Source organism: Streptomyces sp. NPDC058650 (assembly GCF_042717315.1).
GTDB lineage: Bacteria > Actinomycetota > Actinomycetes > Streptomycetales > Streptomycetaceae > Streptomyces.
In genome coordinates, this window is sequence record NZ_JBHXRL010000028.1 from 16,583 (window position 1) to 41,783 (window position 25,201).

At 72.9% G+C, this 25,201-nt stretch carries 25 protein-coding genes and 1 pseudogene; 13 read left to right on the plus strand and 13 right to left on the minus strand.

Translation table 11 applies throughout. The annotated features are described in order from the left end of the window. Nucleotides 1-40: 40 nt before the first annotated feature. The gene (locus ACFWWU_RS33715; RefSeq protein WP_384151760.1) at nucleotides 41-1,114 is read left to right on the plus strand and encodes a LacI family DNA-binding transcriptional regulator; all 1,074 of its coding nucleotides are present in this window, start codon (nucleotides 41-43) and stop codon (nucleotides 1,112-1,114) included. 57 nt (nucleotides 1,115-1,171) lie between these two features. Here ACFWWU_RS33715 and xylA read toward each other — a convergent pair whose 3' ends face one another. Next, nucleotides 1,172-2,341 carry a xylose isomerase gene (gene xylA, locus ACFWWU_RS33720; protein WP_384151763.1) on the minus strand — a complete coding sequence of 390 codons (1,170 nt, stop codon included), beginning with the start codon at nucleotides 2,339-2,341 and terminating at the stop codon, nucleotides 1,172-1,174. Nucleotides 2,342-2,518: 177 nt separating this feature from the next. Between xylA and ACFWWU_RS33725 the strand changes: the two genes are divergently transcribed. After that, complete coding sequence (locus ACFWWU_RS33725) at nucleotides 2,519-4,135, plus strand: FGGY family carbohydrate kinase (RefSeq protein WP_384151766.1); 1,617 nt, start codon at nucleotides 2,519-2,521, stop codon at nucleotides 4,133-4,135. Between the two features lie 282 nt (nucleotides 4,136-4,417). Here the strand turns inward: ACFWWU_RS33725 and ACFWWU_RS33730 are convergent, their stop codons facing one another. Next, a complete protein-coding gene (locus ACFWWU_RS33730) occupies nucleotides 4,418-5,164 on the minus strand; it encodes a class I SAM-dependent DNA methyltransferase (protein ID WP_384151770.1) in 747 nt (248 codons plus the stop codon). Nucleotides 5,165-5,429: 265 nt separating this feature from the next. Between ACFWWU_RS33730 and ACFWWU_RS33735 the strand changes: the two genes are divergently transcribed. Further along, complete coding sequence (locus ACFWWU_RS33735; protein ID WP_384151773.1) at nucleotides 5,430-5,810, plus strand: VOC family protein; 381 nt, start codon at nucleotides 5,430-5,432, stop codon at nucleotides 5,808-5,810. A 144-nt stretch (nucleotides 5,811-5,954) separates the two neighbouring features. Beyond that, nucleotides 5,955-6,356, plus strand: a complete 402-nt coding sequence (locus tag ACFWWU_RS33740; protein WP_384151776.1) for a VOC family protein — start codon at nucleotides 5,955-5,957, stop codon at nucleotides 6,354-6,356. Nucleotides 6,357-6,531: 175 nt separating this feature from the next. Here ACFWWU_RS33740 and ACFWWU_RS33745 read toward each other — a convergent pair whose 3' ends face one another. Beyond that, nucleotides 6,532-7,035 (minus strand): GNAT family N-acetyltransferase, encoded by a 504-nt coding sequence (locus tag ACFWWU_RS33745; protein WP_384151779.1) that lies wholly within the window; start codon nucleotides 7,033-7,035, stop codon nucleotides 6,532-6,534. A 78-nt stretch (nucleotides 7,036-7,113) separates the two neighbouring features. Continuing rightward, the gene (locus ACFWWU_RS33750; protein ID WP_384151782.1) at nucleotides 7,114-7,980 is read right to left on the minus strand and encodes a GNAT family N-acetyltransferase; all 867 of its coding nucleotides are present in this window, start codon (nucleotides 7,978-7,980) and stop codon (nucleotides 7,114-7,116) included. Between ACFWWU_RS33750 and ACFWWU_RS33755 the strand changes: the two genes are divergently transcribed. Continuing rightward, nucleotides 7,882-8,496 (plus strand): hypothetical protein, encoded by a 615-nt coding sequence (locus ACFWWU_RS33755; protein ID WP_384151785.1) that lies wholly within the window; start codon nucleotides 7,882-7,884, stop codon nucleotides 8,494-8,496. The two genes, ACFWWU_RS33750 and ACFWWU_RS33755, sit on opposite strands and share 99 nt — an antisense overlap. Here ACFWWU_RS33755 and ACFWWU_RS33760 read toward each other — a convergent pair. Continuing rightward, entirely contained in the window at nucleotides 8,483-9,406 is a 924-nt protein-coding gene (locus tag ACFWWU_RS33760) for a ketopantoate reductase family protein (RefSeq protein WP_384151788.1), read from the minus strand. The genes ACFWWU_RS33755 and ACFWWU_RS33760 overlap by 14 nt on opposite strands. Beyond that, complete coding sequence (locus ACFWWU_RS33765; protein ID WP_384151791.1) at nucleotides 9,403-10,014, minus strand: winged helix-turn-helix transcriptional regulator; 612 nt, start codon at nucleotides 10,012-10,014, stop codon at nucleotides 9,403-9,405. The genes ACFWWU_RS33760 and ACFWWU_RS33765 overlap by 4 nt, the downstream gene beginning before the upstream one ends. Before the next feature lie 80 nt (nucleotides 10,015-10,094). Between ACFWWU_RS33765 and ACFWWU_RS33770 the strand changes: the two genes are divergently transcribed. Beyond that, entirely contained in the window at nucleotides 10,095-11,318 is a 1,224-nt protein-coding gene (locus ACFWWU_RS33770) for an ROK family protein (protein ID WP_384151794.1), read from the plus strand. A gap of 184 nt (nucleotides 11,319-11,502) precedes the next feature. Here the strand turns inward: ACFWWU_RS33770 and ACFWWU_RS33775 are convergent, their stop codons facing one another. Next, nucleotides 11,503-11,646, minus strand: coding sequence for an MBL fold metallo-hydrolase (locus tag ACFWWU_RS33775; RefSeq protein WP_384151797.1), 144 nt, complete (start codon nucleotides 11,644-11,646; stop codon nucleotides 11,503-11,505). A gap of 119 nt (nucleotides 11,647-11,765) precedes the next feature. Between ACFWWU_RS33775 and ACFWWU_RS33780 the strand changes: the two genes are divergently transcribed. The 3 genes from ACFWWU_RS33780 (at nucleotide 11,766) to ACFWWU_RS33790 (ending at nucleotide 15,137) form a co-directional block, all read left to right on the plus strand. Further along, nucleotides 11,766-13,274: an ABC transporter permease gene (locus ACFWWU_RS33780; RefSeq protein ID WP_384151800.1), complete on the plus strand. Its 1,509-nt coding sequence runs from the start codon at nucleotides 11,766-11,768 to the stop codon at nucleotides 13,272-13,274. A gap of 168 nt (nucleotides 13,275-13,442) precedes the next feature. After that, nucleotides 13,443-14,129 carry an ABC transporter ATP-binding protein gene (locus ACFWWU_RS33785; RefSeq protein WP_384151803.1) on the plus strand — a complete coding sequence of 229 codons (687 nt, stop codon included), beginning with the start codon at nucleotides 13,443-13,445 and terminating at the stop codon, nucleotides 14,127-14,129. A gap of 111 nt (nucleotides 14,130-14,240) precedes the next feature. Then, nucleotides 14,241-15,137: an alpha/beta hydrolase gene (locus ACFWWU_RS33790; RefSeq protein ID WP_384151806.1), complete on the plus strand. Its 897-nt coding sequence runs from the start codon at nucleotides 14,241-14,243 to the stop codon at nucleotides 15,135-15,137. Between the two features lie 13 nt (nucleotides 15,138-15,150). Here ACFWWU_RS33790 and ACFWWU_RS33795 read toward each other — a convergent pair whose 3' ends face one another. Further along, nucleotides 15,151-16,173 (minus strand): M23 family metallopeptidase, encoded by a 1,023-nt coding sequence (locus ACFWWU_RS33795; RefSeq protein WP_384151809.1) that lies wholly within the window; start codon nucleotides 16,171-16,173, stop codon nucleotides 15,151-15,153. Between the two features lie 8 nt (nucleotides 16,174-16,181). After that, nucleotides 16,182-17,108, minus strand: a pseudogene (locus ACFWWU_RS33800) (SPFH domain-containing protein); the annotation flags it as partial. 519 nt (nucleotides 17,109-17,627) lie between these two features. On the opposite strand from ACFWWU_RS33800, the gene ACFWWU_RS33805 reads away from it, so the two are divergent. Next, nucleotides 17,628-18,104 (plus strand): hypothetical protein, encoded by a 477-nt coding sequence (locus tag ACFWWU_RS33805; protein ID WP_384151812.1) that lies wholly within the window; start codon nucleotides 17,628-17,630, stop codon nucleotides 18,102-18,104. Nucleotides 18,105-18,350: 246 nt separating this feature from the next. Continuing rightward, the gene (locus ACFWWU_RS33810) at nucleotides 18,351-19,373 is read left to right on the plus strand and encodes a S66 peptidase family protein (RefSeq protein WP_384151815.1); all 1,023 of its coding nucleotides are present in this window, start codon (nucleotides 18,351-18,353) and stop codon (nucleotides 19,371-19,373) included. A 63-nt stretch (nucleotides 19,374-19,436) separates the two neighbouring features. Here the strand turns inward: ACFWWU_RS33810 and ACFWWU_RS33815 are convergent, their stop codons facing one another. The 3 genes from ACFWWU_RS33815 to ACFWWU_RS33825 form a co-directional block, all read right to left on the minus strand. Then, the gene (locus ACFWWU_RS33815) at nucleotides 19,437-19,859 is read right to left on the minus strand and encodes a DUF350 domain-containing protein (protein ID WP_317601289.1); all 423 of its coding nucleotides are present in this window, start codon (nucleotides 19,857-19,859) and stop codon (nucleotides 19,437-19,439) included. Between the two features lie 188 nt (nucleotides 19,860-20,047). Further along, complete coding sequence (locus tag ACFWWU_RS33820) at nucleotides 20,048-20,650, minus strand: HdeD family acid-resistance protein (RefSeq protein WP_384151819.1); 603 nt, start codon at nucleotides 20,648-20,650, stop codon at nucleotides 20,048-20,050. 60 nt (nucleotides 20,651-20,710) lie between these two features. Then, entirely contained in the window at nucleotides 20,711-22,087 is a 1,377-nt protein-coding gene (locus tag ACFWWU_RS33825) for a dipeptidase (protein ID WP_384151822.1), read from the minus strand. Nucleotides 22,088-22,266: 179 nt separating this feature from the next. Between ACFWWU_RS33825 and ACFWWU_RS33830 the strand changes: the two genes are divergently transcribed. After that, on the plus strand, nucleotides 22,267-22,821 hold the full coding sequence (locus ACFWWU_RS33830; RefSeq protein ID WP_384151825.1) for a DoxX family membrane protein: 555 nt from the start codon (nucleotides 22,267-22,269) through the stop codon (nucleotides 22,819-22,821). Nucleotides 22,822-22,853: 32 nt separating this feature from the next. Next, nucleotides 22,854-23,765, plus strand: coding sequence for a glucose-6-phosphate dehydrogenase assembly protein OpcA (gene opcA / locus ACFWWU_RS33835; protein ID WP_384151828.1), 912 nt, complete (start codon nucleotides 22,854-22,856; stop codon nucleotides 23,763-23,765). A gap of 92 nt (nucleotides 23,766-23,857) precedes the next feature. On the opposite strand, the gene ACFWWU_RS33840 is transcribed toward opcA, so the two are convergent. After that, the gene (locus ACFWWU_RS33840; RefSeq protein ID WP_384151831.1) at nucleotides 23,858-25,099 is read right to left on the minus strand and encodes a cytochrome P450; all 1,242 of its coding nucleotides are present in this window, start codon (nucleotides 25,097-25,099) and stop codon (nucleotides 23,858-23,860) included. Nucleotides 25,100-25,201: the final 102 nt, after the last annotated feature.

A 25,201-nucleotide genomic window follows, 5' to 3' on the forward strand; every position in this document is an offset into this window, starting at 1 on the left:
ACCGGGTGGCGGCAGGAGCAGGACGGACCAGGTGGGACGGATGACGGACACCGCGCGGACGGCCGGGAGCGCCGGCGTCGACGTCGGCAACAGCACCGGCATCAACGTCGGCATCAAGGACGTGGCACGCGAGGCGGGCGTCTCCGTCGGCACCGTCTCCAACGTGATCAACCAGCCGGACCGGGTGTCGCCCGCGACGCTCCAGCACGTCCGGGGGGTCATCGCACGCCTCGGCTACGTCCGCAGCGAGTCCGCCCGCCAGCTGCGCGCGGGCCGCAGCAGGATCATGGCCCTGCTCGTCCTCGACATGGGCAACCCCTTCTTCGTCGACATCGCCCGCGGCGCCGAGCGCACCGCCCGGGCCGCCGGCCTCGGCGTCATGGTCTGCAACAGCGACCAGAACCCCGGCGACGAGGCCGACTACCTCTCCCTCTTCGCCGAGCAGCGCGTCCGCGGCGTGCTCGTCACCCCGGCCGACCCCAGCGGCGCGAACCTGCGGGAGTTCCGCCGCCACGGCATCCCCTCCGTGCTCGTCGACCGCGTCGCGGGCGACGGCGCCGGCTGCTCGGTCTCCGTCGACGACGTCGCCGGCGGCTCCCTCGCGATCCGCCACCTCGCGGCGGCGGGACACCGCTCCTTCGCCTACGTCAGCGGCCCGTCCCACCTCCAGCAGATCCGCGACCGGCGCGAGGGCGCGCTCCTCGCGCTCGCCGAGGCCGGCCTGCCCGCCTCGGCCCTCCGGGAGCTCCCGGCCGAGCGCCTCGACGTGGCCTCGGGGCGCGACGCGGGCGCCCGCCTGCTCGGCCTCGCCGACCGGCCGACCGCCGTCTTCTGCGCCAACGACCTGCTGGCCCTCGGAGTCCTCCAGTCGCTGTACGCGGCCGGGGTCCGGGTCCCGGAGGACATGGCCATCGTCGGCTACGACGACATCGAGTTCGCGGCGGCCGCGACCGTACCCCTCACCTCCGTACGGCAGCCGGCGCTCACGCTCGGGGCGAAGGCGGCCGAGCTGCTCCTGGAGGAGACGGGGGAGCGGGCGGACGAGCACCGCCACGAACACGTGGTGCTCCAGCCGGAGCTGGTCGTCCGCCGGTCCTCGCTCGCGGGTCGCTGAAACACCCTGGCCTGAAGTGCCCAGGCCTGTAGCACCCCGGCCTGAAGTGCCCCGGCCTCAGCGGACGCCGAGGAGGTGCTCCAGGGCCAGCTGGTCGAGGTGCTCGAAGGCCATGGAGCGAGCCGCCGCCGCGTCCGCGTCGAAGGTCTCGTACGCCGTGGGGTCGGCGAGCAGCGCGGCGAGACCGTCGGCGGCCGTGGGGACGGCGAGCTCGGGGAGCCGGGAGGCGGTGAGCGCCCGCTGGACGTCGGGGTCGGCGCGGAAGGCCGCCGCGCGCTCCTTGAGGATCAGGTAGTTGCGCATGCAGTTCTTCGCGGACTCCCACACCCCGTCGAAGCCGTCCGTGCGCACCGGCTTGAAGTCGAAGTGGCGCGGCCCCGCGTACCCGCTCGTCTCCAACAGGTCGACCAGCCAGAACGCCTGGCGCAGATCGCCCGCCCCGAAGCGGAAGTCCTGGTCGTACTTGATCCCCGACTGGCCGTTGAGGTCGATGTGGAAGAGCTTGCCCGCCCACAGCGCCTGCGCGATGCCGTGCGGGAAGTTGAGCCCGGCCATCTGCTCGTGACCCGTCTCGGGGTTCACCCCGACGAGTTCGGGGCGCTCGAGCCGCTCGATGAAAGCGAGGGCGTGGCCGATGGTGGGCAGCAGGATGTCGCCGCGCGGCTCGTTCGGCTTGGGCTCGATCGCGAAGCGCAGGTCGTAGCCCTGCTGGGTGACGTACTCGCCGAGGAGGTCGAAGGCCTCCTTCATGCGGTCGAGCGCCACCTGCACGTCCTTGGCGGCGCCGGACTCCGCGCCCTCCCGTCCGCCCCAGGCGACATAGGTGGTGGCGCCGAGCTCGACGGCCAGGTCGATGTTGCGGAGGGTCTTGCGCAGGGCGAAGCGGCGCACGTCCCGGTCGTTGGCGGTGAAGGCGCCGTCCTTGAAGACGGGGTGGGTGAAGAGGTTGGTCGTCGCCATCGGGACCGCGAGTCCGGTCCGCTCCAGCGCGGCGCGGAAACGCTTGACGACGGCGTCGCGCTCGCCCTCCGAGGCGCCGAAGGGGATGAGGTCGTCGTCGTGGAAGGTGATGCCGTACGCACCGAGGTCGGCGAGCCGCTCGACGGCCTCGACCGGGTCGAGGGCGGGGCGGGTGGCCTCGCCGAAGGGGTCGCGGCCCTGCCAGCCGACGGTCCAGAGGCCGAAGGTGAAGCGGTCGTCGGGGGTGGGGGAGAAGAGCTGCGGCACGGTGTGTCCTTCCCTTGCTCTCGGGATTTGTTATCTGACATAACTAATACGGGATGGAGTGCTGCGGCGCCAGCCCCGCCCCGAGAGAATCAGCGAGCCACGGGCCACGGGCCACGGGCCACGGGCCACGGGCCACGGGCCACGGGCCACGGGCCACGAGAGAGATGAGGTGAGGGCGTGCGCACCAGCCGCTCCGTCGTGATCGGCGTCGACAGTTCGACGCAGTCCACCAAGGCCGTCGCCGTCGACGCCGAGACCGGCGACCTCCTCGCCGTCGGCCGCGCCCCGCACACCGTCACCGGCACCGGTGGCGCACGGGAGAGCGACCCCGAGGAGTGGTGGACCGCCCTCGTGACGGCCGTCCGCGCGGCGGTACGGGACGCGGGCGTCCCGGCCGGTTCCGTCACCGGCATCGCGGTCGCCGGACAGCAGCACGGCCTCGTCACCCTCGGCGCCGACGGGCGGCCCCTGCGCCCGGCGCTGCTCTGGAACGACACGCGCTCGGCGCCGCAGGCCGCCCCGCTCGCCGCCGGACTCGGCGGCCCGAAGTCCTGGCTGGAGCGGACCGGCTCGGTCCCCGTCGCCTCCATGACGGCCGCGAAGTGGCAGTGGCTGCGCGAACACGAACCGGCGCACGCCGCCGCGGCCACCGGGGTCCGCCTCCCGCACGACTACCTCACCGAGCGCCTCACGGGCCACGCGGTGACCGACCCCGGAGACGCCTCGGGCACGTGCTGGTACGGAACGGGGACGGCCGACACCGACGAAACCACGGGCACCGACGAAACCACGGGCACCTACGGCCCCACGGGTCCCTACAAGGCCACCGGTACCTACAACCCCACAGGCACCCACAATCCCCCAGGCACCTACGACCCCGCGATCCTGGACCTCCTCGGCCTGGACGCCGCCCTCCTGCCCACGGTCGCCCCCACCGGGGCCACGCGCGTCGGCACGCTCACCGCGGCCGCCGCGGAGGCCCTCGGGCTGCCCCGTACCGTCGTCGTCGCCGCCGGCACCGGCGACAACATGGCCGCCGCCGTGGGCCTCGGCCTCGGCGGCGCGGGCCTGCTCGACCACCCGGTCGTCAGCCTCGGCACGTCCGGCACGGTCTTCGCCGCCACCCGCGCCCGGCCGGCCCATCCCGGGCTCGCCGGCTTCGCCGCCACCGACGGCACGTACCTCCCGCTCGGCTGCACCCTCAACTGCACGCTCGCCGTGGACCGGTTCGCCACCCTTCTCGGCCTCGACCGGGAGGACGCCGCACCGGGCGGCGACGTGGTCGTCCTCCCGTATCTCGACGGCGAACGCACCCCCGACCTGCCCCACGCCGCCGGACTCGTCACCGGCATCCGGCACACCACCGACCCGCGCGCGATCCTCGGCGCCGCCTACGAAGGCGCGGCCTTCACGGTCCTGCGCGCCCTCGACGAACTCCTCGCCGCCTGCGGCCTCGACCTGGCGGACTCCGCTGTACGCGACCGACCGCTGCGCCTGATCGGGGGCGGCGCACGCGGCAGGGTCTGGACCGACACCGTACGCCGACTGTCCGGGCGGCCCCTGGTCGTCCCCGCAGCCGAGGAACTCGTCGCCCTCGGCGCGGCCGCACTGGCCGCGGGCGCGGCCACCGGCGACGACCCCGTGGCCCTGGCCACGGCCTGGGGCACGGGTGAGGGCGCACTCCTGCCACCGCTCCCGCGCGCGACGGAGACGTGGGACCGGATCGCCGGAGTCCTGGCGGCGGCGAGCCCGGGCCTCCTGCGCCCGCCCATGCCTGGAACAGGAGATCTGTAAGGTCTTCGCGCGGATACGGCCGAGGGCCTGCTCCAGGCACAGCGGGCCCTGTGCCAGGCCCACCACGACGGGGTCTCCTTCGGCGCCGCCGCGGTCCACAACTCCGTACTCACGGCGAGCGATACGTACAGCCGCCGTGACGGCCCGCCCCTAAGAACTCCTCACACAATGATCTCGACGCAATGATCTCGACGACGAGCCGTGGGCGGTGATCGAGCGTCTGCTACCGAAGCCGGAGCGTCGACTCCTGCAGCTCATGTCGACGGCCCGGGGCGGCCGTCCTCAGGTCGGCTTGCGCCAGACCGAGATGTGCTTCGCGGAGTCCTGGGTGAACGGAGCCCCGTCCCAGTCCGCGACGCGACGTTCCAGCTCGAGCCCGGCGATCCGTGCCATCAGGTCGAGCTCTGCCGGCCAGGCGTAACGGTGCCGGGAGTTGTCGCGGCGGTAGCGGATGTCGTCGCCGTCGCCGTCGCGGGTGAAGTGATGCGAGACGAGCATCTGCTCGACGAGGTCGAAGGTGTCGAAGCCGAGATGCTGCTCGGAGACGTCGAACGGCACCGCGACCTGGCCGGGCGGCAGGAGCCGCAGCGGCGGCACGCCCAGCTCGATGACGAATCGGCCGCCGGGCTCCAGATGACGTGCGGCGTTGCGGAAGCACTCGACCTGCTCATCCTGCGTGAGCAGGTTCGTGATGGTGTTGTAGACGAGATAGACAAGGGTGAACTCGCCGGGGACGACGGTGGTGGCCATGTCCCCGATGGTTACCGGGAGCGTGCTCTCGTCGATCTTGCGCCGCAGCACCGCTGCCATGTGCTCGGACAGTTCGATGCCCACCACCTGCACACCGCGTTCCCGGAGCGGGACGCCCACTCGTCCGGTCCCGATGGCGAACTCCAGTGCCCGGCCGTCTCCGGCGAGCTCGGCGAGGAAAGTGAGAGTCGGTCCGAGAACGGCAGCCGAGGACACCTCGGCCTCCTCGGTGTCGTAGCGGTCGGCGGTCGCACGGGTCCACAGTTCACTGCTCGTCACGGGCGGCCACTTTGCCGGGTGCCGAGGGGCGCTGTCGACGTATTTACGTCGTCCACGGCGCAGCGGGCACCGCCCACGACTCGTCGTCGTCCTCCCGCCGCTTCGGCCGACCCCCCCACACTCCCGGATCATCGGTCCCGGAGTGATCCAAGGTGCACGTGGCGCACCCCTCTCCCCCCGACGACCCGGAAAGCCCGAAGTCACCGGGATTGGCGTAGTGGCGTCTTGCCGATCGGCTCCTGGTGTTCTCCGTACACTCACGGCCATGGCATGCCGCATCAGTGAACTGGTCATCGACTGCGCGGACCCGGCCCTGCTCGCCGCATTCTGGAGCGAGGTTCTCGGCTACGTGGAACTCGGCCGGGAGGACGGAAGCATCGAGATCGGGCCGCCCGGCGCCGGCTTCGGCGGCCCGCAGCCCACGCTCATCCTCAGCCCCAGCAGCGACCCGCGGGGCGGGAAGCTGCCCCTGCACATCGACGTCAACCCCACCGACCGGGACCAGGACGCCGAACTGGAGCGGCTGCTCGCGCTCGGCGCCAGGCCCGCCGACATCGGTCAGACCGGCACCGAGAGCTGGCACGTCCTGGTCGACCCGGAAGGCAACGAGTTCTGCCTCCTGCGCACCAGGCTCCAGCCCCTCTGAGGGGCGGGCCGCATCGCGCGTCGGTGTCGAAGCCCCCTGCTCACGCCCGAGTTCCGCCCGCGCACTTGATCGCCGGCTCCGGGATGAGCATGATCATCCGAAGCCCACGAGATCAGACACAACTCCGGAACGGGGATCCGACACATGCGAGTCAAAGCCTTCGACCACCTGGTACTCAACGTGACCGACGTCGACAGGGCGCTCGAGTTCTACACCGGCCCGCTGGGCCTCGCGCCCGAGCGGGTCGAGGAGTGGCGGGCCGGCAAGGTTCCCTTCCCCTCCGTGCGCATCGACGAGGGCACGGTCATCGACCTCTTCTCGCGTCCGCGAGGCGAGTCCAACGTCGACCACATCTGCCTGGTCGTGGATCCCCTGGACTGGCAGGAGGTCATCGATTCAGGGACGTTCGACGTCCTCGAAGGCCCCGTCCCGCGCTGGGGCGCGCGCGGTTCGGCCCAGTCGGTCTACGTGAAGGACCCGGACGGCAACACGGTCGAACTGCGCTGGTACCCGCAGGACTCCGACGCCGCCCGGACGGCCGGCTGACGATCGGGCTTCTCCCGCGCGGCGCCAGGCGGCCCTTCCTCCGGAGGGCAGGGCGAGTGGACGAATCGGATGTCCCGCGGCAGGAACCCGTCTGGGCCGTGGCGGCAAACGCGGTGGCCCGGCGCCGATGCGGCGTCGGCCGCCCGAATCCGGGTAGAGCACGCACGATCTCGTGTCACGGCAACGAGCGCGTGAGCCACACCACTTCACCGGCCTCCTCGATCGAATCGTGGTCCCGCTCGAATCCCAGCTTCTCCAGGACACGGAGCGACGGTGTGTTCCACGCGCCGACCGTCGACCAGAGCCGTTTCCGCCCGGTCGCGATCGCGGCGTCGAGCACCGCGGCGGCCGCCTCGGTGGCGTAGCCACGCCCATGCGCGCGCTTGAACAACTCGTACGCGATCTCCGGCTCCTCCAGGGTGGTGCGGCCGATGATCAGCCCGCAGTAGCCGATGAAGTCACCTTCGTCGCGGCGCTGTATGGGCAGCAGGGCGATCCCCGTGCTCTCCGTCGCGGTGAGCAGCTTCGCGATGACCTCCCGGGTGTACTCGACCGTGGGCGGCTCCTTGCCGCGTTCGGCGAGGAGGGCGCGGAACTCGGCGGCGTCCGACTCGGCCCACGGCCGCAGTATCAGCCGCTCGGTCTCCAGGTGGAACGACATCGTCTCGTAGGTGGACATGCCCCTACTCTGCCTCACGGATCGTCATGAGCCGAAGGGGGAGTAGGAGGCATGAACGGCTGTGGAGTCCGCCGCCGGCTACGCGTCCCGGGACAGGTCCCGGACCTGGGGGCGTTGACAGAAGCCGGCTGATTCGTACGTGGCGACGGCGCCGACGTTGGAGCTCGGGGTGCACACGAGCGCGCTCGACGAGCCCAGTTCCCGGAGTGCGGCCGCCGCCGCGAGGCTGATCGCCCTGCCGTGGCCCTGACGGCGGTGTTCCCGGTGCACGCCCATCGGTTCGAGCAGCCCCGGCTTTCCCGGACCCGCCGACCACACCGTCACCGTCGCCACCGCGTCGCCCTGTTCGTCGTACGCGATCAGGCACCGGGCGTCGGCGTACGGCGATCCGGCCGCCATCGCGTGCCAGCGCTCTTCCGCGAACGTCGACCCGTCGAACGCCGACCGGAGGACGGCGGCGAACGCGCGCGCACGCTCCGGCCCGACCACCTCGATCCGTACGCCCGGGTCGTCCACCGGCTCCGTCAGGTCGCGGCGCAGCGGCGTCCACGGCTCGTCGGCCTGCCATCCGGCCCCGGACAGCAGGTCCTGGACCAGCGCGTCCATCGGCGCCTCGACGCTCGCCTTCCCGCCGGGCAGCACGCCGCGCTCCGGCTCCACGACGTCGTCGACCAACCGCCGCGCCAGCTCCTCGTCCCGCCGGGCGTCCGGCGCGATCGTCAGCCGCAGCAGCCCGGGACCGTCCAGCAGCCCGACGGCGAGGATCCGTCCGTCCCGGCTCCACGTCCGGACCGCCGCGGCGGTCGCTTCCGCACCTGACCGCCAGAACCAGCCCAGATCCCCCGGATGCAGCTGCGCCGGCGCCCCCTCGTCCTGCCACTCCCGCAGCGCGTCCAAGGCCTCGCCCAGGCCGTCGACTTCCGGCTTGCTTCCTACGATCGCCATGCGCCCGATCACACACCACGGCACGGGCGGTCCGCATCCACTTTTCCGGTCCTGGCCATCACCCGCAAGGCCAAGAAGGACCTCCGCCTGAAGTCCGCGCAGCTGCGGGTCACCGTCGACGGACACGCCGCCGAAGCCATCGGCAGCGGCGAGCTCCTCTCGCCCCGCTCCTACCGGACCCTGCTCGACCCGGGCACGGTCGGCCACGGCGGCGCGACCGCGAAGGGCCCCGCCTCGATCCGCCTGAAGCAGACCGAGGCCAAGCACGTCGGCTTCGGAGTCATCGTGGTCAACGGTTGGGTGCTCCAGAACCCGTCGTTCTCCGGGGACGCGGCCATCCAGGCGTACCTCCCGTCCGAGCGGCTCGCCATCGTGGTCTCCACCACCAAGACGGCGACCACACCCGACGGCAACACGGGCGAGGTGGTCGCCGAACGCATCGCGGCCGCACTCGCCCCGGGGACGCCGCCGGCCATCGGCCGACCTTCGGGAAGCACAGGACCTACGGTGCCGTGACCCGGCGCTGGTGGACCCGCAGGTGCAGGGTCGCCAGGTCGAGCAGCGGAGTCGCCACACCGAAGGCGCGCGCCCGGTCGGTCAGGTCGCCGAAGAGGTGCTCGACCTCGGTGGGGTGGCCCGCCGTCAGATCGCGGTACAGGGACGGCACCATCCGCGAGCCGGACGCGGACACCACGGCGAGCGTCGCCGCCCGCTCCGCCTCCGGTACGGGGTGGCCCGCCGCGGCGGCGACCGCGGCGGCCTCGTCGAGGACCGAGGGTCCCAGCGCGGCACCGCCGGGGGTGTCGTACACGTCGCCGACCGTGCCGCGCATCAGGCTCGTCACGGCGCCGAAGGTCGTGATGAACACCCACTTGTGCCACATCGCGGTCATGACCCGTTCCGGCACCGGCGCGTCGATCCCCGCCGCGTCGAGCACGGCCCGGATCCTCTCCACACGCGCGGAGACCGTCCCGTCCTGCTCGCCGAAGGCCAGATGGGCGAGCGGGGCCAGCCGCCGGATGTCCCCAGTCTCATCGAGGGTCGTGACCACCTTGGCCACCCCGCCGAGGACGGCGGACGCCCCGAAACGCGCGTTGAGGACGTCGATGTGGGCGAGGCCGTTGAGCAGCGGGACGAGGGCGGTGCCCGGGCCGACGGCCGGCGCGATGTCCTCGACGGCCCGGTCGAGCCCGGTGGACTTCACCGAGAGCAGGACGAGGTCGTACGGGCCGGTCAGCTCGTCGGCCGTGACGAGCCGCGGCGTGAGGACCCACTCCTCGTCCCGGCCGACGACCCGCAGCCCGCGCTCGCGCAGCGCGCCCGCGCGGGCCGGGCGGACGAGGAAGGTGACGTCCTGTCCGGACCGGGCGAGCAGGGCGCCGAAGTAGCCACCGGTGGCACCGGCGCCGACGACCAGGATCTTCATGGGTGGGGACCTCTCGTGGGGCGCCCGGCGGGCGCGGTGGTGGGGTGGGGAGGGGCGAGGGGGAGGAGCGGGAGGAGGGGAGTGAGCAGCCGGTGCGGTCGGGCCAGTGCCGCCGTCACCGGGTCGGCGTCCACGGCCGGGGAACCGGACGGCGTCCGGAGTCCCGGTCCGGGGGTGACCAGGACGTCTTCGACCGGTACGGCCGTGCCGCAGCCGGTGCACCGTCCGTCGGAGTCGAGCGGGGCCTCGTCGCCCACGTGCCGGAAGACGCGGCGCGGGCCGCCCTCCGCCGCGTAGAACTCCTCGCCCCATGCGGTGAGCGCGCGGACGGCCGGCCAGAGGGCGACGCCCTTGGGCGTCAGGACGTAGACCTCGCGGCGCCCGGTGCCCGTCTCGCGCCGGCGGTCCAGGACACCGGCCGCGACGAGGGTGGCGAGCCGGTCCGTGAGGACGGCGCGCGGGACCGCCAGATGCGCCGCGAACTCCCCGAACCTGCGGACTCCGTAGAAGGCGTCGCGCAGGATGAGCAGCGTCCAGCGCTCGCCGACGATCTCCATCGAGCGGGAGAGGGCGCAGGTCTGGCCGCGGTAGTCGCGCGGAAGCGTCATGGGGCGAGGTTAGCGCAGAAGAGTTCGGTCACCGAACTGTTTTTGGGTGAGCGAAAGGGGCGACTAGGCTCTCGCTCACCATGAACCAGCCCACGGAGCCCAAGGCCGACAAGTCGGGTGTGCGCCGGCACAACCTGAGTCTCGTCCTGCGGACCGTCCACGACGCGGGCGAGACGACGCGGGCCGCCGTCGCGTCCCGCGTCGGCCTCACCCGGCCCGCCGTCTCCTCGCTCGTCGAGCAGCTCCTCGACCTCGGCTTCCTCGTCGAGTCGGGCAAGACGTTCAGCGGGCAGGCCGGGCGCCCGGGGACCGTACTGAAACCGGCGGACACCGGCCCCGCGGGGCTCGGCGTCGAGGTCAACATCGACTACGTGACGGTCTGCGTCGTCGACCTCACCGGCACCGACCGCGTCCGGCGCACCGAGCGCCTCGACAACCGCGCGGCCGGCGCCACCGAGGTCCTGGACCGGGCTGCCCGCATCGCCGCGGAGGCCCTCGACGACGCCGCCGAACGGGGGCTGGCCCCGGCCGGAGCCGGGCTCGCCCTCCCCGGACTCGTCACCGGCGGGACCGTCCGGCAGGCACCCAACCTCGGCTGGAACGAGGTCGACGCCGAACGGCTCTTCGGCGAGGCCCTCGCCGCGCGGCGGCCCGGCACGGGCGGCCCGGCCGGCCTCGCCCTGACCTCCGACAACGAGGCCAACATGGCGGCCCTCGCCGAGCTGTGGTTCGGCGGGCTCGGAGACCTCCGCACCTTTCTGCACCTGACCGGCGAGATCGGGGTCGGCGGCGCGATCGTCGTCCACGGCGAACTCCTGCGCGGCGCACACGGCTTCGCGGGCGAGATCGGCCATCTGGTCGTCGACGCCGAGGGGCCCCGCTGCCGCTGTGGATCACGCGGTTGCCTGGAGCAGTACGCGGGCCAGGCGGCGCTGCTGCGGGCGGCGGCGGCCTCCGACGTCGCGGAGCTCGTACGCCGTGCCGAGGCGGGAGATCCCCGCACACGCGGCGCGCTCGACGAGGCGGGCCGCATGCTCGGCCGCGCCCTGTCGGGCGCCGTGAACCTCCTCGATCCCGAGGCCGTCGTCCTCGGCGGCATCTACCCGCTCCTCATGCCCTGGCTGGCCCCGGCCGTGGCCGAGGAGCTCGCGGCCCGGGTGGTCTCCGGCCTCTGGACCCCGGACGCCGCCCGTCTCCGCGCCGCCTCCCCGGCTACCGACGCCGCCCGGGGCGCGGCGGCGCTCGTCCTTCACGACGTCCTGACCGACCCGCTCGCCTACGCCACGACGGCGACGGGCAACTGACGCTCCGCCAGGACGACTCGGCCGGTGTGAACGACTCGTCGGACGTGGACGACTCGGCCGGTGTGAAGCGCTCGGGCGGGTCGACGAACGGGCGGGTCAGGTGGGCCGTCGCCAGGACCACGCCGCGTTCGGCGGCCCGCGCGAGCAGCTCCTCGCGGGAGGCCCGCCCCGCGGCGTCGGCGGCTCAGCCCGTGTGGTCCTCGTGCCGGTGCGTCAGGACGACGGTGTGGACGTCCCGCCGCCCGATCCCGGCCTCCGTGAGCAAAGCCGTCGTCACCGGCCCGTGCCGCGCCGTTCCCGGCCTCACCGTCTTCCCACTGTCCGACACGGCGCCGACTCCGCCACCGCGAGTCCCCGCGTGCCCAGGCCTCGTTTCGCTGACGCGCTCTCATCCGGCTCTCACGCGGGCCTTATCCCACCATCACACGCCGCTCCTACCGTCGCGCCATGTTCTTCACCTACCTCCGGCGCGAGCTGCGCCGCCGCAGAAAGGCGGCGCTCGTCGTCGCCTCCGGGCTCGCGCTCGGTATCGCGCTGGTCATCGTCGTCAACTCCGTCTCCTCCGGCATGAAAGTCGCCCAGGGCAAGGTGCTCGAGTCCTTGTACGGGCTCGGTACGGACCTGACGGTGACCAAGGCCCAGGAGCAGCTCCAGGAGGGCACGCGGCCGCAGCGGCCCCGGTTCGAGTTCGAGGGCCAGGAGGACGGCGCGGAGGAGCAGAGCAGCGACCGGCTGATGGTCCAGGGCTTCCAGACCCTGGCGGACTCCACCGTCGCCACGGTCGCGAAGCAGCAGGGCGTCGACCGGGCGGTGGGCGGACTGAGCCTCGTCAATCTCAAGATCGACGGCGAGTTCACGCGCGGCCGGATCCAGCGCGGTGAGCAGCAGCCCGCGCAGCCGGCCCAGCCGGGCGGCACCGGCGGCGGGGCGGGCGGCACCGGCGGCGGATCGGGCGGCCCCGGCGACACGGTCACCGGCGGCGGAGCGGCCTTCGACGTCGACTCCTTCACGCTCTACGGGACCGACGTCACCGCCCCCGACCTCGGCCCCCTCACCACCTCCACCGTCTCCACGGGCCGCACCTTCAAGACCACCGAGACCGACGCGAAGGTCGCCGTCCTCGACAGCGCCTACGCCCAGCAGGAGGGGCTCGCGGTCGGCGGCAAGCTGACGGTCAAGGGCGTGTCGTTCGAGATCATCGGCATCGCGACGGCGGACAGCGGCCAGTCCGCCGCCCAGGTCTACCTGCCCCTGAAGCAGGCGCAGACGCTCTCCGGTTCCGCCGGCAAGATCACCACGATCTACGTGAAGGCCACCGACTCGACGCGGATCGAGGCGGTCAAGACCGCCATCCAGAAGAACGTCTCCGGCACCACCGTCACCACCTCGGCCGATCTCGCCCAGACGGTCTCCGGCTCCCTGGACACCGCCGCGAACCTCGCCTCCACGATGGGCAAGTGGCTCTCGTACGCGGTGCTCGTCGCCGCAGTCCTCGTCGCCGGCCTGCTCACCTCCTCGGCGGTCGGCCGCCGCGTCCGCGAGTTCGGCACGCTCAAGGCGCTCGGCTGGACGAGCGGCCGGGTCACCCGGCAGGTCGTCGGCGAGGCCCTCGTGAACGGCGTCGTCGGCGGCGCCCTCGGCATCGCGGCCGGTCTCGCCGGCGCGTACGCCGTGACCGCCGTCAGCCCGAACCTCACCGCCGAACTGGGCTCCGGCGTGAGCGGCTTCGGCGGGCGGGGCGGCGGGATGGTCCTCGGTGGCGGCGCGGGCGGCCCGGGCGGAGCCCGTACGGCCGTCGGAAAGACCGTCGACATCGCCCTCACCGCCCCGGTCGGCGTCACCACCGTCGGTCTCGCCGTGCTCCTCGCCCTCGGCGGCGGTCTCGTCGCGGGCGGCTTCGGCGCGTGGCGCGCCTCGCGCCTGCGCCCCGCCGACGCGCTGCGCCGCGTCGAGTAGCCACGCGGCCGATAGCCCCTCCACGCGGCCGACAGCCCCTCCACGCGGCCGATTGCCACGCAGCCGATAGCCACCCCGTCGGAGTAGCCACGCGGCCGAGCCGCCGGGCGGCCAGGCCGTCGCGTGGCCGCCCGCCCGCACCGCACCACCTCACCCAGGAGTCGCACCATGTACGAACTCGTCGGCGTCACCAAGCAGTACCGGCGCGGCCGCACCAGAGTCGACGCCCTCGCCGGGATCGACCTCGCCATCGGTCAGGGGGACCGGCTCGTCATCCAGGGCCCCACGGGCGGCGGCAAGTCGACCCTGCTCCAGATGCTCGGCGGTCTCGACCGTCCGACCTCCGGCAGCGTCCTCCTCGACGGCACCGACCTGGCGAAGCTCTCGGAGCGCCGCCTGACCGCCGTACGCGGCCAGAACATCGGCTTCGTCTTCCAGAGCTTCAACCTCATCCCCACCCTCACCGCCCTGGAGAACGTGGAGACCGCTCTGGTCCCCCTCGGCGTCAAGGCCGCCGACCGCCGCGACCGGGCCGCCGAGGCGCTGGATTCGGTCGGGCTCGGCGAGCGCCTCGGTCATCTGCCGTCCGAGCTCTCCGGTGGCCAACAGCAGCGCGTGGCCATCGCCCGCGCGCTGGTGAAGCGGCCGAAGGTGCTGCTCGCCGACGAGCCCACCGGCAATCTCGACGAGTCGATGCGCGACGAGATCGTCGACCTGCTCGAAGGGCTCTGTGAGGAGCACGGGCTGACCTTCGTCATGGTCACCCACGACAGCGCCGTCGCCCGCCGCGCACCCCGCCTGGCCACGATCCGCAAGGGCCGGATCACCGTGAAGGAGAACCGTCCGGTCGGCTGAGCGGCTGAGACGGGGATCACGCCACCGTAACGGTGTTCGACAATGCCGAACGCCCTTACGGTGGCCGGGCATCAGCAGCCAGCAGCCAGTAGCCCGCAGTCAGGAGCCGCCATGTTCGCCTTCACCTCCCAGGACGGCATCGCCATCCACGTCCACGCGTGGCTCCCCGAGGGAGAGGCGCGGGGCGTCGTCCAGATCGCGCACGGCATGGGTGAACACGCCGCCCGCTACGCCCCGCTCGCCGAGCACCTCACCGGCCTCGGCTTCGCCGTCTACGCGGGTGACCACCGCGGCCACGGACTCTCCATGCACGCGGGCGCGGGCCACTTCGGCGAGAACGGCTGGAACCTCCTCGTCGAGGACATCGCCGCCCTCACCCGGATCGCCCGCGACCGGCACCCCGGAGTGCCGGTGATCCTGCTGGGGCACAGCATGGGCTCCTTCGCCGCCCAGCAGTACCTCCTCGACCACCCCGCCCTCGTCGACGGCGTCGCCCTCTCCGGCACCACGGCCGTGGACGGGCTCCTCGCCGGACTCGCGGAGGCCGCCCGCCAGGCCGCCGACGCGGGCGCCGGGACGGGCGTGGATTCGGCGGCCGGGGGCGGCGGGGTATTCGACGCCTTCAACGCCGCCTTCGCGCCCAACCGTACGGACGCGGACTGGCTCAGCCGCGACGAGAAGCAGGTCGACGCGTACCTCGCCGACCCGCTCTGCGGCTTCGCCGCCGACGACCGGGGGATGGCGGACATGGGAGCCGCCGCCGGCCGGCTCGCCGCACCGGAGGGCATCCCGGCCGGCCTGCCGGTCTACGTCCTCGTCGGCGACCACGACCCGCTCAACGCCCGCCTCGCCCTCTCCGACCTCCTGGTCGCCCGCTACCGTCAGGCCGGGCTCACCGACCTCACCTACCGCAGCTACGAGGGCGCCCGCCACGAGCTCCTCAACGAGACCAACCGGGACGAGGTCGTCGCCGACCTCACCGCCTGGATCGAGCGCGTGGCGGGCTGACCCCTCGCCCCTCCTACACGGGCACGCCGTGGCCGCGCAGATAGGCCAGCGGGTTGATGTCCGAGCCGAAGTACGGCGTGGTCCGCACCTCGAAGTGGAGGTGCGGACCCGTCACCCGGCCCGTCGCCCCCGACCGCGCGATCCGCTGACCGGCCGACACGCTCTGCCCGGGGGACACGTCGATTCGCGAGAGATGGGCGTACTGGGTGTAGCGGCCGTCGGGGTGACGGATCACCACCTCGTAGCCGTACGAGCGGCCGTAGCCGGCCGTCACCACGCGCCCGGGACCGACCGAGCGGACCGTCGTCCCCGTCCGCACCGCGAAGTCCTGGCCCGTGTGGTAGCCCCTCGACCAGGCGCCCGGCTGCCCGTAGTGCCCCGTGAAGACGTACGAGGAGACCGGCACCGTCCAGCCCCGCGAGGACGGAGTGGCCGGGGCCGTGGGGCCGGTCGGCTTCGAGGCGTTCCCCGACGTGGTCCCCGACGCGTCTCCTGAGGTGCCCGTCCGCTGCTCGTACTTCCACTTGTGGCCGGTCCAGTACCAGTGACCGCCGTACTTGTACCAGTAGACGCGGTCCTGGGCGTCCCAGCCCTGCCGCCCCCGGAAGACGGGCTCACCGGTACGGCCCCCGCCTGCCGCGGCCTGCTGCCCGCCGCTGCCGGAGCCGCTGCCGCCGGTGTCGCCCGTGCGCTGGACGTACGTGGAGTGGTGGCTGGTCCAGCGCCACTCGCCCGCCGCGCTCCGGAACCAGTACTTCGAGCCGTCCCAGCCGGCGTGCGCCGGGGCGGGCTCGGCGAGAGCCGTTCCGCAGCCCGCCCCCACCAGGGCGACCGCGCCGACGGTCGCGACGACGGCGCGGCGCACCCCGTGCAGGGCCGGACCGGAGCGCGCGCCGCCGGCGCCTTGGCCCCGGGCGGCCTGGGCGCAGCCCGCGCAGGCGCAGTCCGTGGGTATCTCGTCGGTGAAGTCGGGCACGCCGAGTTCGGGTGAGGTGAATTCGGGTGAGGTGGGTGCGGTGAATTCGGGGGTGTCCACGATCCTCGTCACTCCTGATTCCGTGGGGCCGGCCCGCCACGCCGGGTGTAGAAGGCCACGGTCAAGTCCTTGACCAGGGCCTGGCGTTCGAAGTCGTCGAGTTCGACGAGTCCGCGTGTGGTCAGCCGCGTCACCGTGTCGTCCACGGCGTCGATCACGCCGGTCAGGACGGAGTCCCGGTGCTTGGCGTCGAGCGCGGCGATCTGTCGCCGCTGCATCGCGGCGGCCACCTCGGGGGCGTACTCGATACGGGTCGGCTGGGCGGAGAAGACCGCGATGCCGACCGGCCGGCACTCGGCCGCGAGCATGCGGGTGAGGGCGTCGCCGACGGCCTCGGCGTTCCGGAGGGTCGGCGCGTCACCCCGGAAGGCGTCGGCGGGCAGCTGCGAGAGGACCCGTGCGGCGGCCGCCTCCACCTGCTCCCGCAGATAGCCGAGATGGTTGTCGACGGCGAAGAGCGCGCGGGCCGTGTCCCGTACCGACCAGACCACCAGGACCACGACGCGCAGCGCCGAACCCTCGGCGTCGACGACGGCGATCGGTTCGCTGCGCCAGTGCCGCAGCCTGACGTCGATCCGGCGACGCAGCACGAACGGACTGATCCAGGCGAGGCCGGTACGGCGCACGGTGCCGCGGTAGCGGCCGAAGAGAGAGAGCACCCAGGCGGAGCCCGTGCGCCCGCGCGTGAGACCGCCGAAGGCGACGACGGCGACGACGGCACAGCCGGCGAGCGCGGCCCACTGCCAGGGCAGCGGTTGCGCGCCGCTCAGGGGGCGGGCGCGCCACAGGATCGCCGCCGGACCGACGAGCGCGGTCAGGCCGACGAGCACGGCGAGCCAGCCGGGGACGGCGGGGCCGGGGCGCTCGACGAGGTCGGGGTCGGAGGGTGGCGGGCGCCGGGAGACGGCGACCGGAGGGACGGCGACCGGAGGGACGGCGACCGGAGGGACGGACCGCGCGGGTTCCACCGGCTGGGCCGTCCGCGCGGGGCGCACCGCCCGGGCCGTGTCCGTGGCGGCTGCCATGAGGTCGGTCCGTTCCTTCGGTTCCGCCGGTTCCGAGGGCTCCGCCGGTTCCGCGGGTTCCGCCGGCTCCCCGGCTGCCGCAGGCTCTGTCGGAGCCGTGGGTGCGGTCAGTTCCGCCGTCGCGGACCGGTCGTTCGGTCTGAGCAGGGTGCCGGTCGGTCGCGCGGGATCCGACCGGTAGAGGTCGTCCATCGGTATGCCGTCCGGATGGCGACGCACGCGGACGGGCAGGGGCCGCTTCTGTGGCTCGGTCATGAGGCCCTTCCGGCCGTCCGGAGATGACGGCACGTCGGATGATCTTCAAAGGCCATCGTCACAGGGGTGAATGTCCGAAATGCCACGACAAAAGTCCCGAATGTCGGGGACTTTAGTCCCTTGGCCAAGGCTTCACGGCGGGCTGTTGTCAGTGGCGGGCCCTACCGTTTTCGTATGACGACGACGAGCGGTGGGGGAACGTTCGAGGCGGCCACGGGGGACGGTCCGCCGCTGCCCGAGGCCGAGGCCGAGCAGCGTTCGCGGGAGGTCCGCGCAGCCCGGGACGGGCTGCTCCAGATCAGACGGCTGACGAACGGTCGGGGGAGCGACCCGAACGCGGTGCCCGCCGACTGGGAGCGCGGGCGGCCGGTCCGCGCGGTGGCCCTCGCCCTGGAGTCCGGCGGGCTCACGCCCTCTTCCGTGGACGCCTCGGGCGCGCGGGTCGCCACCGGCTACCGGGTCAGGGCGGGGGACCGGCCGGGGACCGCCGTGGTGGAGTGGCTGGGCCCGCCCGGTTCGGGGGCCGCCCAGGAGGAGGCGGAGGCGCTCGCCGCGTGCGTACCCGCGCTTGCCCGACTGGGCTGGGAGGCGCTGCTCTACCGGGGGCCGCGGGGGCGACGCTTCCTGGAGGTGGAGCCCATGGCTCCGTAAGGGGCGGTGGCGGGGCGGCCCCGAGCGCAAGTGAACCGCCGGCTGCCCACCCGCCTGAGCGCCAGCGACCCGTCGGTTTCCCACCCGCCCGGGCGATAACGACCGTTGGCTTCCCGCCCGCCCGGGCGATAACGACCGTTGGCTTCCCGCCCGCCCGGGCGCAAGCGACCCGCCGGCTGCCAACCGCCCGAGCACACCGGAGAATTCGCTGCGACTCCGCCATGACGGCATGCCAAAATCCAGCGCATGCGTTATCCGAACCCCCTGCGCCCCGGTGACCGTATCGGCGTCACCTCCCCTTCCAGCGGAGTGCCGAAGGGGATGCGTGCGCGCCTCGACGTGGCGATCCGCGATCTGGAGGCCCGGGGGTACGAGGTGGTGGTCGGTGACTGCATGGACGGCGCCGGTCACATCAGTGCCCCGGCCGCCGACCGCGCGCGCGAGCTGATGTCGATGCTGACGGACCCCGGCATCAGGGCCGTCGTGCCGCCGTGGGGCGGCGAGACCGCGATCGACCTGCTGCCGCTCCTCGACTGGGACCGGCTGCGGGCCGCCGAGCCGACCTGGCTCGTCGGGTTCTCCGACATGGCGACCGTCATGACACCGCTGACCCTGCTCACCGGCACGGCGACCGTCCACGGGAGCAACCTCATGGACACGCCCTACCGCGTGCCGGACGGCCTCCTGTCGTGGCTCGACATCGTCGCCGCCCCCCAGGGACACCGGTTCACGCAGGTCTCGCCGAACCGCTACCGAGCCGGCGGCTGGGACGACTACGCCCTTCATCCGGAGGTACGCGAGTTCACGCTCGACACACCCGGCAGGTGGACCAGGCTGGACGGCGACGGGGACGTGGAGGTCGAGGGACGCCTGATCGGAGGGTGCATCGAGATGCTGTGCAACCTCACGGGCACGCCCTACCTGGACGCCTCGGGTTTCGCACGGGCCGAGGCCCCCGAGGGACTCCTCGTCTACGTCGAGGCGGGCGGCGACGACTCCTTCGCCATCTGCAGGTACCTGCACGGAATGCGGCTGGCGGGCTTCTTCGACGAGGCCCACGCGGTCCTCGTCGGCCGGACCTCCGCGCCCGGCCACGATTCGCTCAGCCAGTACGAGGCCGTGCTCGACGCGCTCGCGCCGTTGAACGTGCCGATCGTCGCCGACGTCGAGTGCGGGCACGTGGCGCCCTACCTGCCGATCGTCAACGGAGCCCGCGGCCGCCTCGTCCACACGGCGGCGCGCAGCGAACTGACCCAGACGCTGGACTGACACCGCCGGACGCACGGAGGACGCGGCCCGACGGGCCGCGTCCTCTGCGTAGGGAGAAGGCCGTCAGGCGATCGAGGCGGAGACGATCGCCGAGACCGCGAGGTTGCACGAGGCCGTCACCCACACCGCCGGGTGCGGCTCGGGGTCGACGAGCGTGGCGCCGAGCTTGCCCGGCGTGACCAGGTCCACGACGAGGAAGGCGACCGCCATCATCACGAGGCCGAGCAGGCCGAACGCGGCCGTGGAGACGAGCCCCTTGCCGAAGTCGTGGTACGTGGTCCAGATCGAGGTGAAGACGATGCCGCCTATGCCGAGGAGCGCGGAGCTCAGCAGGATCGCGGCGTTGCGGTTGCGCTCTTCCCAGATCTGCCGGCCGAGCTTCCCCGGCGTCAGCAGATCCACGAGCACGATGCCGAGGATCAGCAGGACCACGCCGAGGGCGCCGTACGCGCCCGCCCGGCCCAGGCCGTTGACGATGTCGCTCATGGGATGCCGACTCCGGAAGGTTGCGATCACGGGGGATCGGTGGTCAAGGACCGGCAAAATGTAGCGCACAGGTCGACCACGCCCGCCGCCCACCCGGAAATCGGGTGGGCGGCGGGCCTGCGGCGACGGGAGTCGGGGAGTGGCGGGAGCCAGGGAGTGGCGGGAGTCGGGGAGCGGTGGGCCGTTCGTCAGGTCCCCGGCGGCAGGTCCTTGGCGCGCGAGCGGATCACGAAGGCCGTGACGAGCTCGACCGCGCCGACCGCGATCAGCCAGATACCGGCGAGCACCGCGAGGACCCTCGCCGAATCCAGCGGCGACACGATGAGCACCACGCCGGCGACCGCGCTCACGACGCCGAGGAAGATCTGCCAGCCGCGCGCGGGCATCGCGGGGTCGGAGGCCGCTGCCACCGTCTGCGTGATGCCCCGGAAGAGCCAGCCGATGCCGATCCAGAGCGCGAGCAGCAAGGTCGACTGCATCGCGCCCCGGAAGCAGAACAGACCGAGCAGGATCGAGAGCGCACCGCTGATGAACGCCATGACCCGCAGCGCCGTGGTCGCGTGCGTACCGAAGGCGGCGACCAGCTGCATCACACCGCTGAAGAGCAGATAGAGGCCGAAGAGCACACCGGCCACTCGCAGGGAGGCATCCGGCCATACGAGCACCAGGATGCCCAGGACCACCGAGGCGAGCCCGGCGACGAGCAGCGCCTGCCAGGCCGCGCCCGCGAGCGCGCCGAGCGGACCCGGCGGTACGTCGTGCCGCGTGGGTCCGTCATGAGTCTGTGTCATGGAACCATCGGTCCCTTTCCGTTCAGGTGCATCGGTTACGTGCGGGGGAGGAGGGACCGGTCAGGGCGCGGTCGCGTAGCCGCTGAGGAAGAGCGCCTCGGCCAGCGCCATGTGCTCGATCTCCGAGGGGTCCACGCTCTCGTTGGGCGCGTGGATGAGGCAGCCGGGCTCCTCGACGCCGATCAGCGCGATCTCCGCCGCCGGGAACCGGTCGGCGAGCACGTTGCACAGCGGGATCGACCCGCCCTGTCCCGACTCGACCATCTCCTTCCCGTAGGCCTCGCGGAGCGCCGACGCCAGGGCCCGGTAGGCCGGACCGTCGGTGCGCGCCCGGAAGGGCTGCCCGGCGCTCTCCGCCTCCACCTCGACCAGGGCGCCCCAGGGCGCGGCCGAGGCCAGATGGTCGGTGAGCGCGCGGAGTGCCTCGTTCGCGTCGATGCCCGGCGGGACGCGCAGGCTCACCCTGGCCCGTACCTTCGCCTGGATCGCGGCCGAGGAGCCCACGACGGGTGGGCAGTCGATGCCGAGGACGGTGACGGCGGGCCGGGCCCAGAGCTCGTCCGCGACCGACCCCGTACCGACCAGGGACACGCCGTCCAGGACGCCCACGTCGGTCCGGAACTGTTCGGCCGGATAGTCCACGCCGTCCCAGGAGCCGTCGCCCGGCAGTCCCTTGATCGCGGTGTTGCCGTGCTCGTCGCGCAGGCTGTCGAGGATCCGTACCAGCGCGGCCAGCGCGTCGGGAGCGGGGCCGCCGAACATGCCCGAGTGCATCTCGCCCTTGAGCGTGGAGACGGTGACCACCACATTGGTGAGCCCCCGCAGCGACGTCGTCGCCGTGGGCAGTCCGAGCGCGAAGTTGCCGGTGTCGCAGATCAGCAGGGCGTCGGCGGCGAAGAGGTCGGGCCGCACCGGCACCAGCTGCTCCAGGCCGCCCGTGCCCTGCTCCTCCGAACCCTCCGCCACGAATGTGATGTTCACCGGGAAGCCCTTGCCCTCCGGTCCGCCCAGCGCGCGCAGGGCCGTCAGGTGCATGGCGATGTTGCCCTTGCAGTCGGCGGAGCCCCGCCCGTACCAGCGGCCGTCGCGTTCGGTGAGCTCGAAGGGCGGCGTCTGCCAGGCGGCGTCGTCCAGCGGCGGCTGGACGTCGTAGTGGCAGTAGAGCAGCACCGTGGGCGCCCCCTCGGGGCCGGGCGCGTGGCCGACCACGGCGTCCGTGCCGTCCGGGGTCGTCACCCGCCGCATGTCACGGAGTCCGGCCTCGGTGAAGGCCCGTACGAGGAAGTCGGCCGCCTTCGCGCACTCCTCGGGCGGGAACTGGCGCGCGTCGGCGACGGAGCGCATCGCCACCAGCTCGGCAAGGTCCTCCTTCGCCCGCGGCATCAGCGTCCGGACCTTCTCCCGCAGCGCGGCGGTCTCGGGGGACTCGGCGGTCATGGGTACCCACTTTCTTCGGGACAGCCACAGCTCCCTCACTAAAGCAACGGGGGGCAATTGCCGCAAAAGATGACTCCGATGGAGCAGGGGAGCGGGGTCCCGGGCGGCGCGGCCGCGGGAGCGGGCCGAGAGTGGACGGCGTACGAGTCCGCCTCCCCGCACGTTACGGAGACCCCCTCATGACCCAGCTCAACCGACGTGACCTCGGGTTGCTCGTGCTGCGGGTCGGCACCGGCGCCGTACTCGCCGCGCACGGCACGCAGAAGCTGTTCGGCTGGTTCGGCGGCGGCGGCCTCGAAGGCACCGCCAAGGGCATGGAGGCGATGGGCTTCTCGCCCGGCCGGGAGAGCGCGATCGCCGCCGGTCTCGGCGAGGCGGGCGGCGGCGTCCTCCTCGCCCTCGGTCTCGCCACGCCGGCCGCGGGCGCCGCCGCTGCCGGAGCCATGGCGGGAGCCGTCGCCGTCCACGCCCCGGCCGGCTTCTTCGCCCACGCCGGCGGGTACGAGTACCCGGCCTTCCTGGGCTTCACCGCCGCCGCGATCGGTGTCGCGGGCGCCGGACGGTACTCCCTGGACCACGCCACCTGCCACGTCCTCGACCGGCCGTGGGTCGTGGCGACCGCCTTCCTCGGCACCGCGCTCGCCGCGGCGGCCGTGGTCGGCCGCCGCGCCCAGGGCCAGGCGCCCCCGGAGGACGACGAACCGGCGGACGCCGCACCGGGCGAGGAGCGTTAGGCTCGCCGCAGAGGAAGGGACGGGCGCCGCACATGAAGATCGATCTGACGGACACCAACTCCAGCAAGATCAACAAGGCGATCCTGGAGGGCCGGCGGGCCGTCGGCACCCCCGCCGTCGGCGTCGTACTCACCCTCCTCGTCGTCACGGACGAGGAGAACGCCTACGACGCGGTGAAGGCCGCCGGCGACGCCTCCCGGGAGCACCCCTCCCGGATCCTCGTCGTCATCAAGCGCCACGCACGCTCGCCCCGCGAGCGGCACGAGACACGGCTCGACGCCGAGGTCCGCCTCGGCGCCGACGCCGGTTCGGGCGAGACGGTCCTGCTCCGCCTCCATGGCGAACTCGGCGCCCGCGCCGACTCCGTGGTCCTGCCCCTGCTGCTGCCGGACGCTCCGGTCGTCGTCTGGTGGCCCGTCGACGCCCCCGAGGTCCCCTCCCGGGACCCCTTGGGCGTACTCGCCCAGCGCCGCATCACCGACATGTACGCGGTCGAGGACCCGCTCGCCGCCCTGGAGGCACGGGCCGCGTCCTACGCCCCCGGTGACACGGACCTCGCCTGGACCCGGCTCACCCCGTGGCGCTCGATGCTCGCCGCCGCGCTCGACCAGGCCCGGGCGTCCGTGACCTCGGCGGCCGTCGAGAGCGAGGCGGAGAACCCCAGCGCCGAACTGCTCGCCCGCTGGTTCGAGGTCCGGCTCGGCGTCCCCGTCGACCGGATCGTCACCGACGGCCCGGTCGTCACGGCCGTCCGCATGGGCACGCCCGACGGGGAGATCCGCATCGACCGGCCGGAGGGCCCGGTGGCCCGGCTGGCCATCCCCGGCCAGCCCAGCCGGGTCCTCGCCCTCAAGGTCAGGACCACCGCCGAGCTGATCGCCGAGGAACTGCGCCGGCTCGACCCCGACGACGCCTACGCGGCCGCCCTGCGCGGCCGCGCGTGACACGGCCTCGCTGAAGCGGCCGCGCGTAAAGCGGCCCCGCATTCCGGGCGCGTGACGCGCCTCGTACACCGCCGGCCAAGCCCTCCGCCGGCTCAGCCCTCCTGCGTGGGGGCGACCGGCGTGAAGGCGACCGGCAGCGTCGCCATGCCCCGCAGGATTCCCTCACGCCGTGTCAGATCCGCGTCAGGGTCCGCGAGTCGCAGATCCGGGAAGCGGCGCAACAGGGTGCCGATGGCGATCCGGGCCTCGACCCGGGCCAGGGGGGCACCCAGGCAGAAATGCACACCGTGGCCGAAAGCGAGCTGTTGCGGGACCTCGCGACGTGCGATGTCGAGGATGTCGGCACGGTCGTATCGGGCCGGGTCGCGGTTGGCCGCGGCGAGTCCGATGATGATCATCTCGCCCGCCGGGATGGTCACCCCGCCGATCTCGTACGTGTCGACGGTGAAGCGGGCGACGCCACGGCTCACCGGGCCCTCGTAGCGCAGCAGTTCCTCGATCGCGCCGGGAAGCAGCGAGGGGTCGTCCCGCAGCGCCGCGAGCTGCTCGGGGTGGCGGAGGAGCGCGTGGACGCCGTTGGCGATGAGGCTCGCCGTCGTCTCGTGACCGGCCAGCGTGAGCAGGATGGTCATGGCCGTCAGCTCGCGGTCGCTGATCCGCTCCTCGGCCTGCGCGGCGCACAGCGCGCTCAGCAGGTCGTCCTTCGGGTCGGCCTTGCGCTGGGCGATCAACGGCTCGAAGAACTCGGTGAGTTCGGCCCGCGCCTGCGCCCCCTTGGCGAGTCGCTCGGGCGTGTTGGGCGGCATGATGAGGCCGACCGCGAGGCGGGCGAAGTCGGGCTGCCCCTCGGCCGGGATGCCGATGAGTTCGCTGAGGACGGCCATGGGCAGCGGGAGCGCGAACTCGGAGACGAGATCGGCGGATCCGCGTGCCGCGAAGGCGTCGAGGAAGGCGTCCGTGTGCGCCTGGACGCGGGGCGCGAGCTGCTCCACGCGACGGAAGGTGAAGGCCTTCGAGACGAGGTTGCGCAGCCGCGTGTGGTCCTCGCCGTTGGCGACGAGCATGCTGGCCATCAGGACGTTGGTGCGCTCCTGATGGGCCATCTCCTCCTCAAGTCCGTTGACGCCTACGGGACTACTGCTGAGCCTGGGGTCGGTGAGCGCCGCCACCGCCTCGTCGTAGCCGGTGACCATCCAGACCTCAAGGGTGGGATTCAGCCGGACGCGCTGGACGACTCCGTGCTCACGGATGCGCTCGAAGAGGGGGTAGGGGTTGGGCTGTTGGGCGACGTTTACCGGGACATCGTGAACAATCGACTGGTCTTGGCCGGTCATCTTCCGTAACTCCCCGCAGCTTTGTGAAAGATCTGAGGCAGGTAGTCATACCAGCCACCTCAGTTGCGTGGTAGCGTCACCGGCGCTCGGCTCGAATGATGC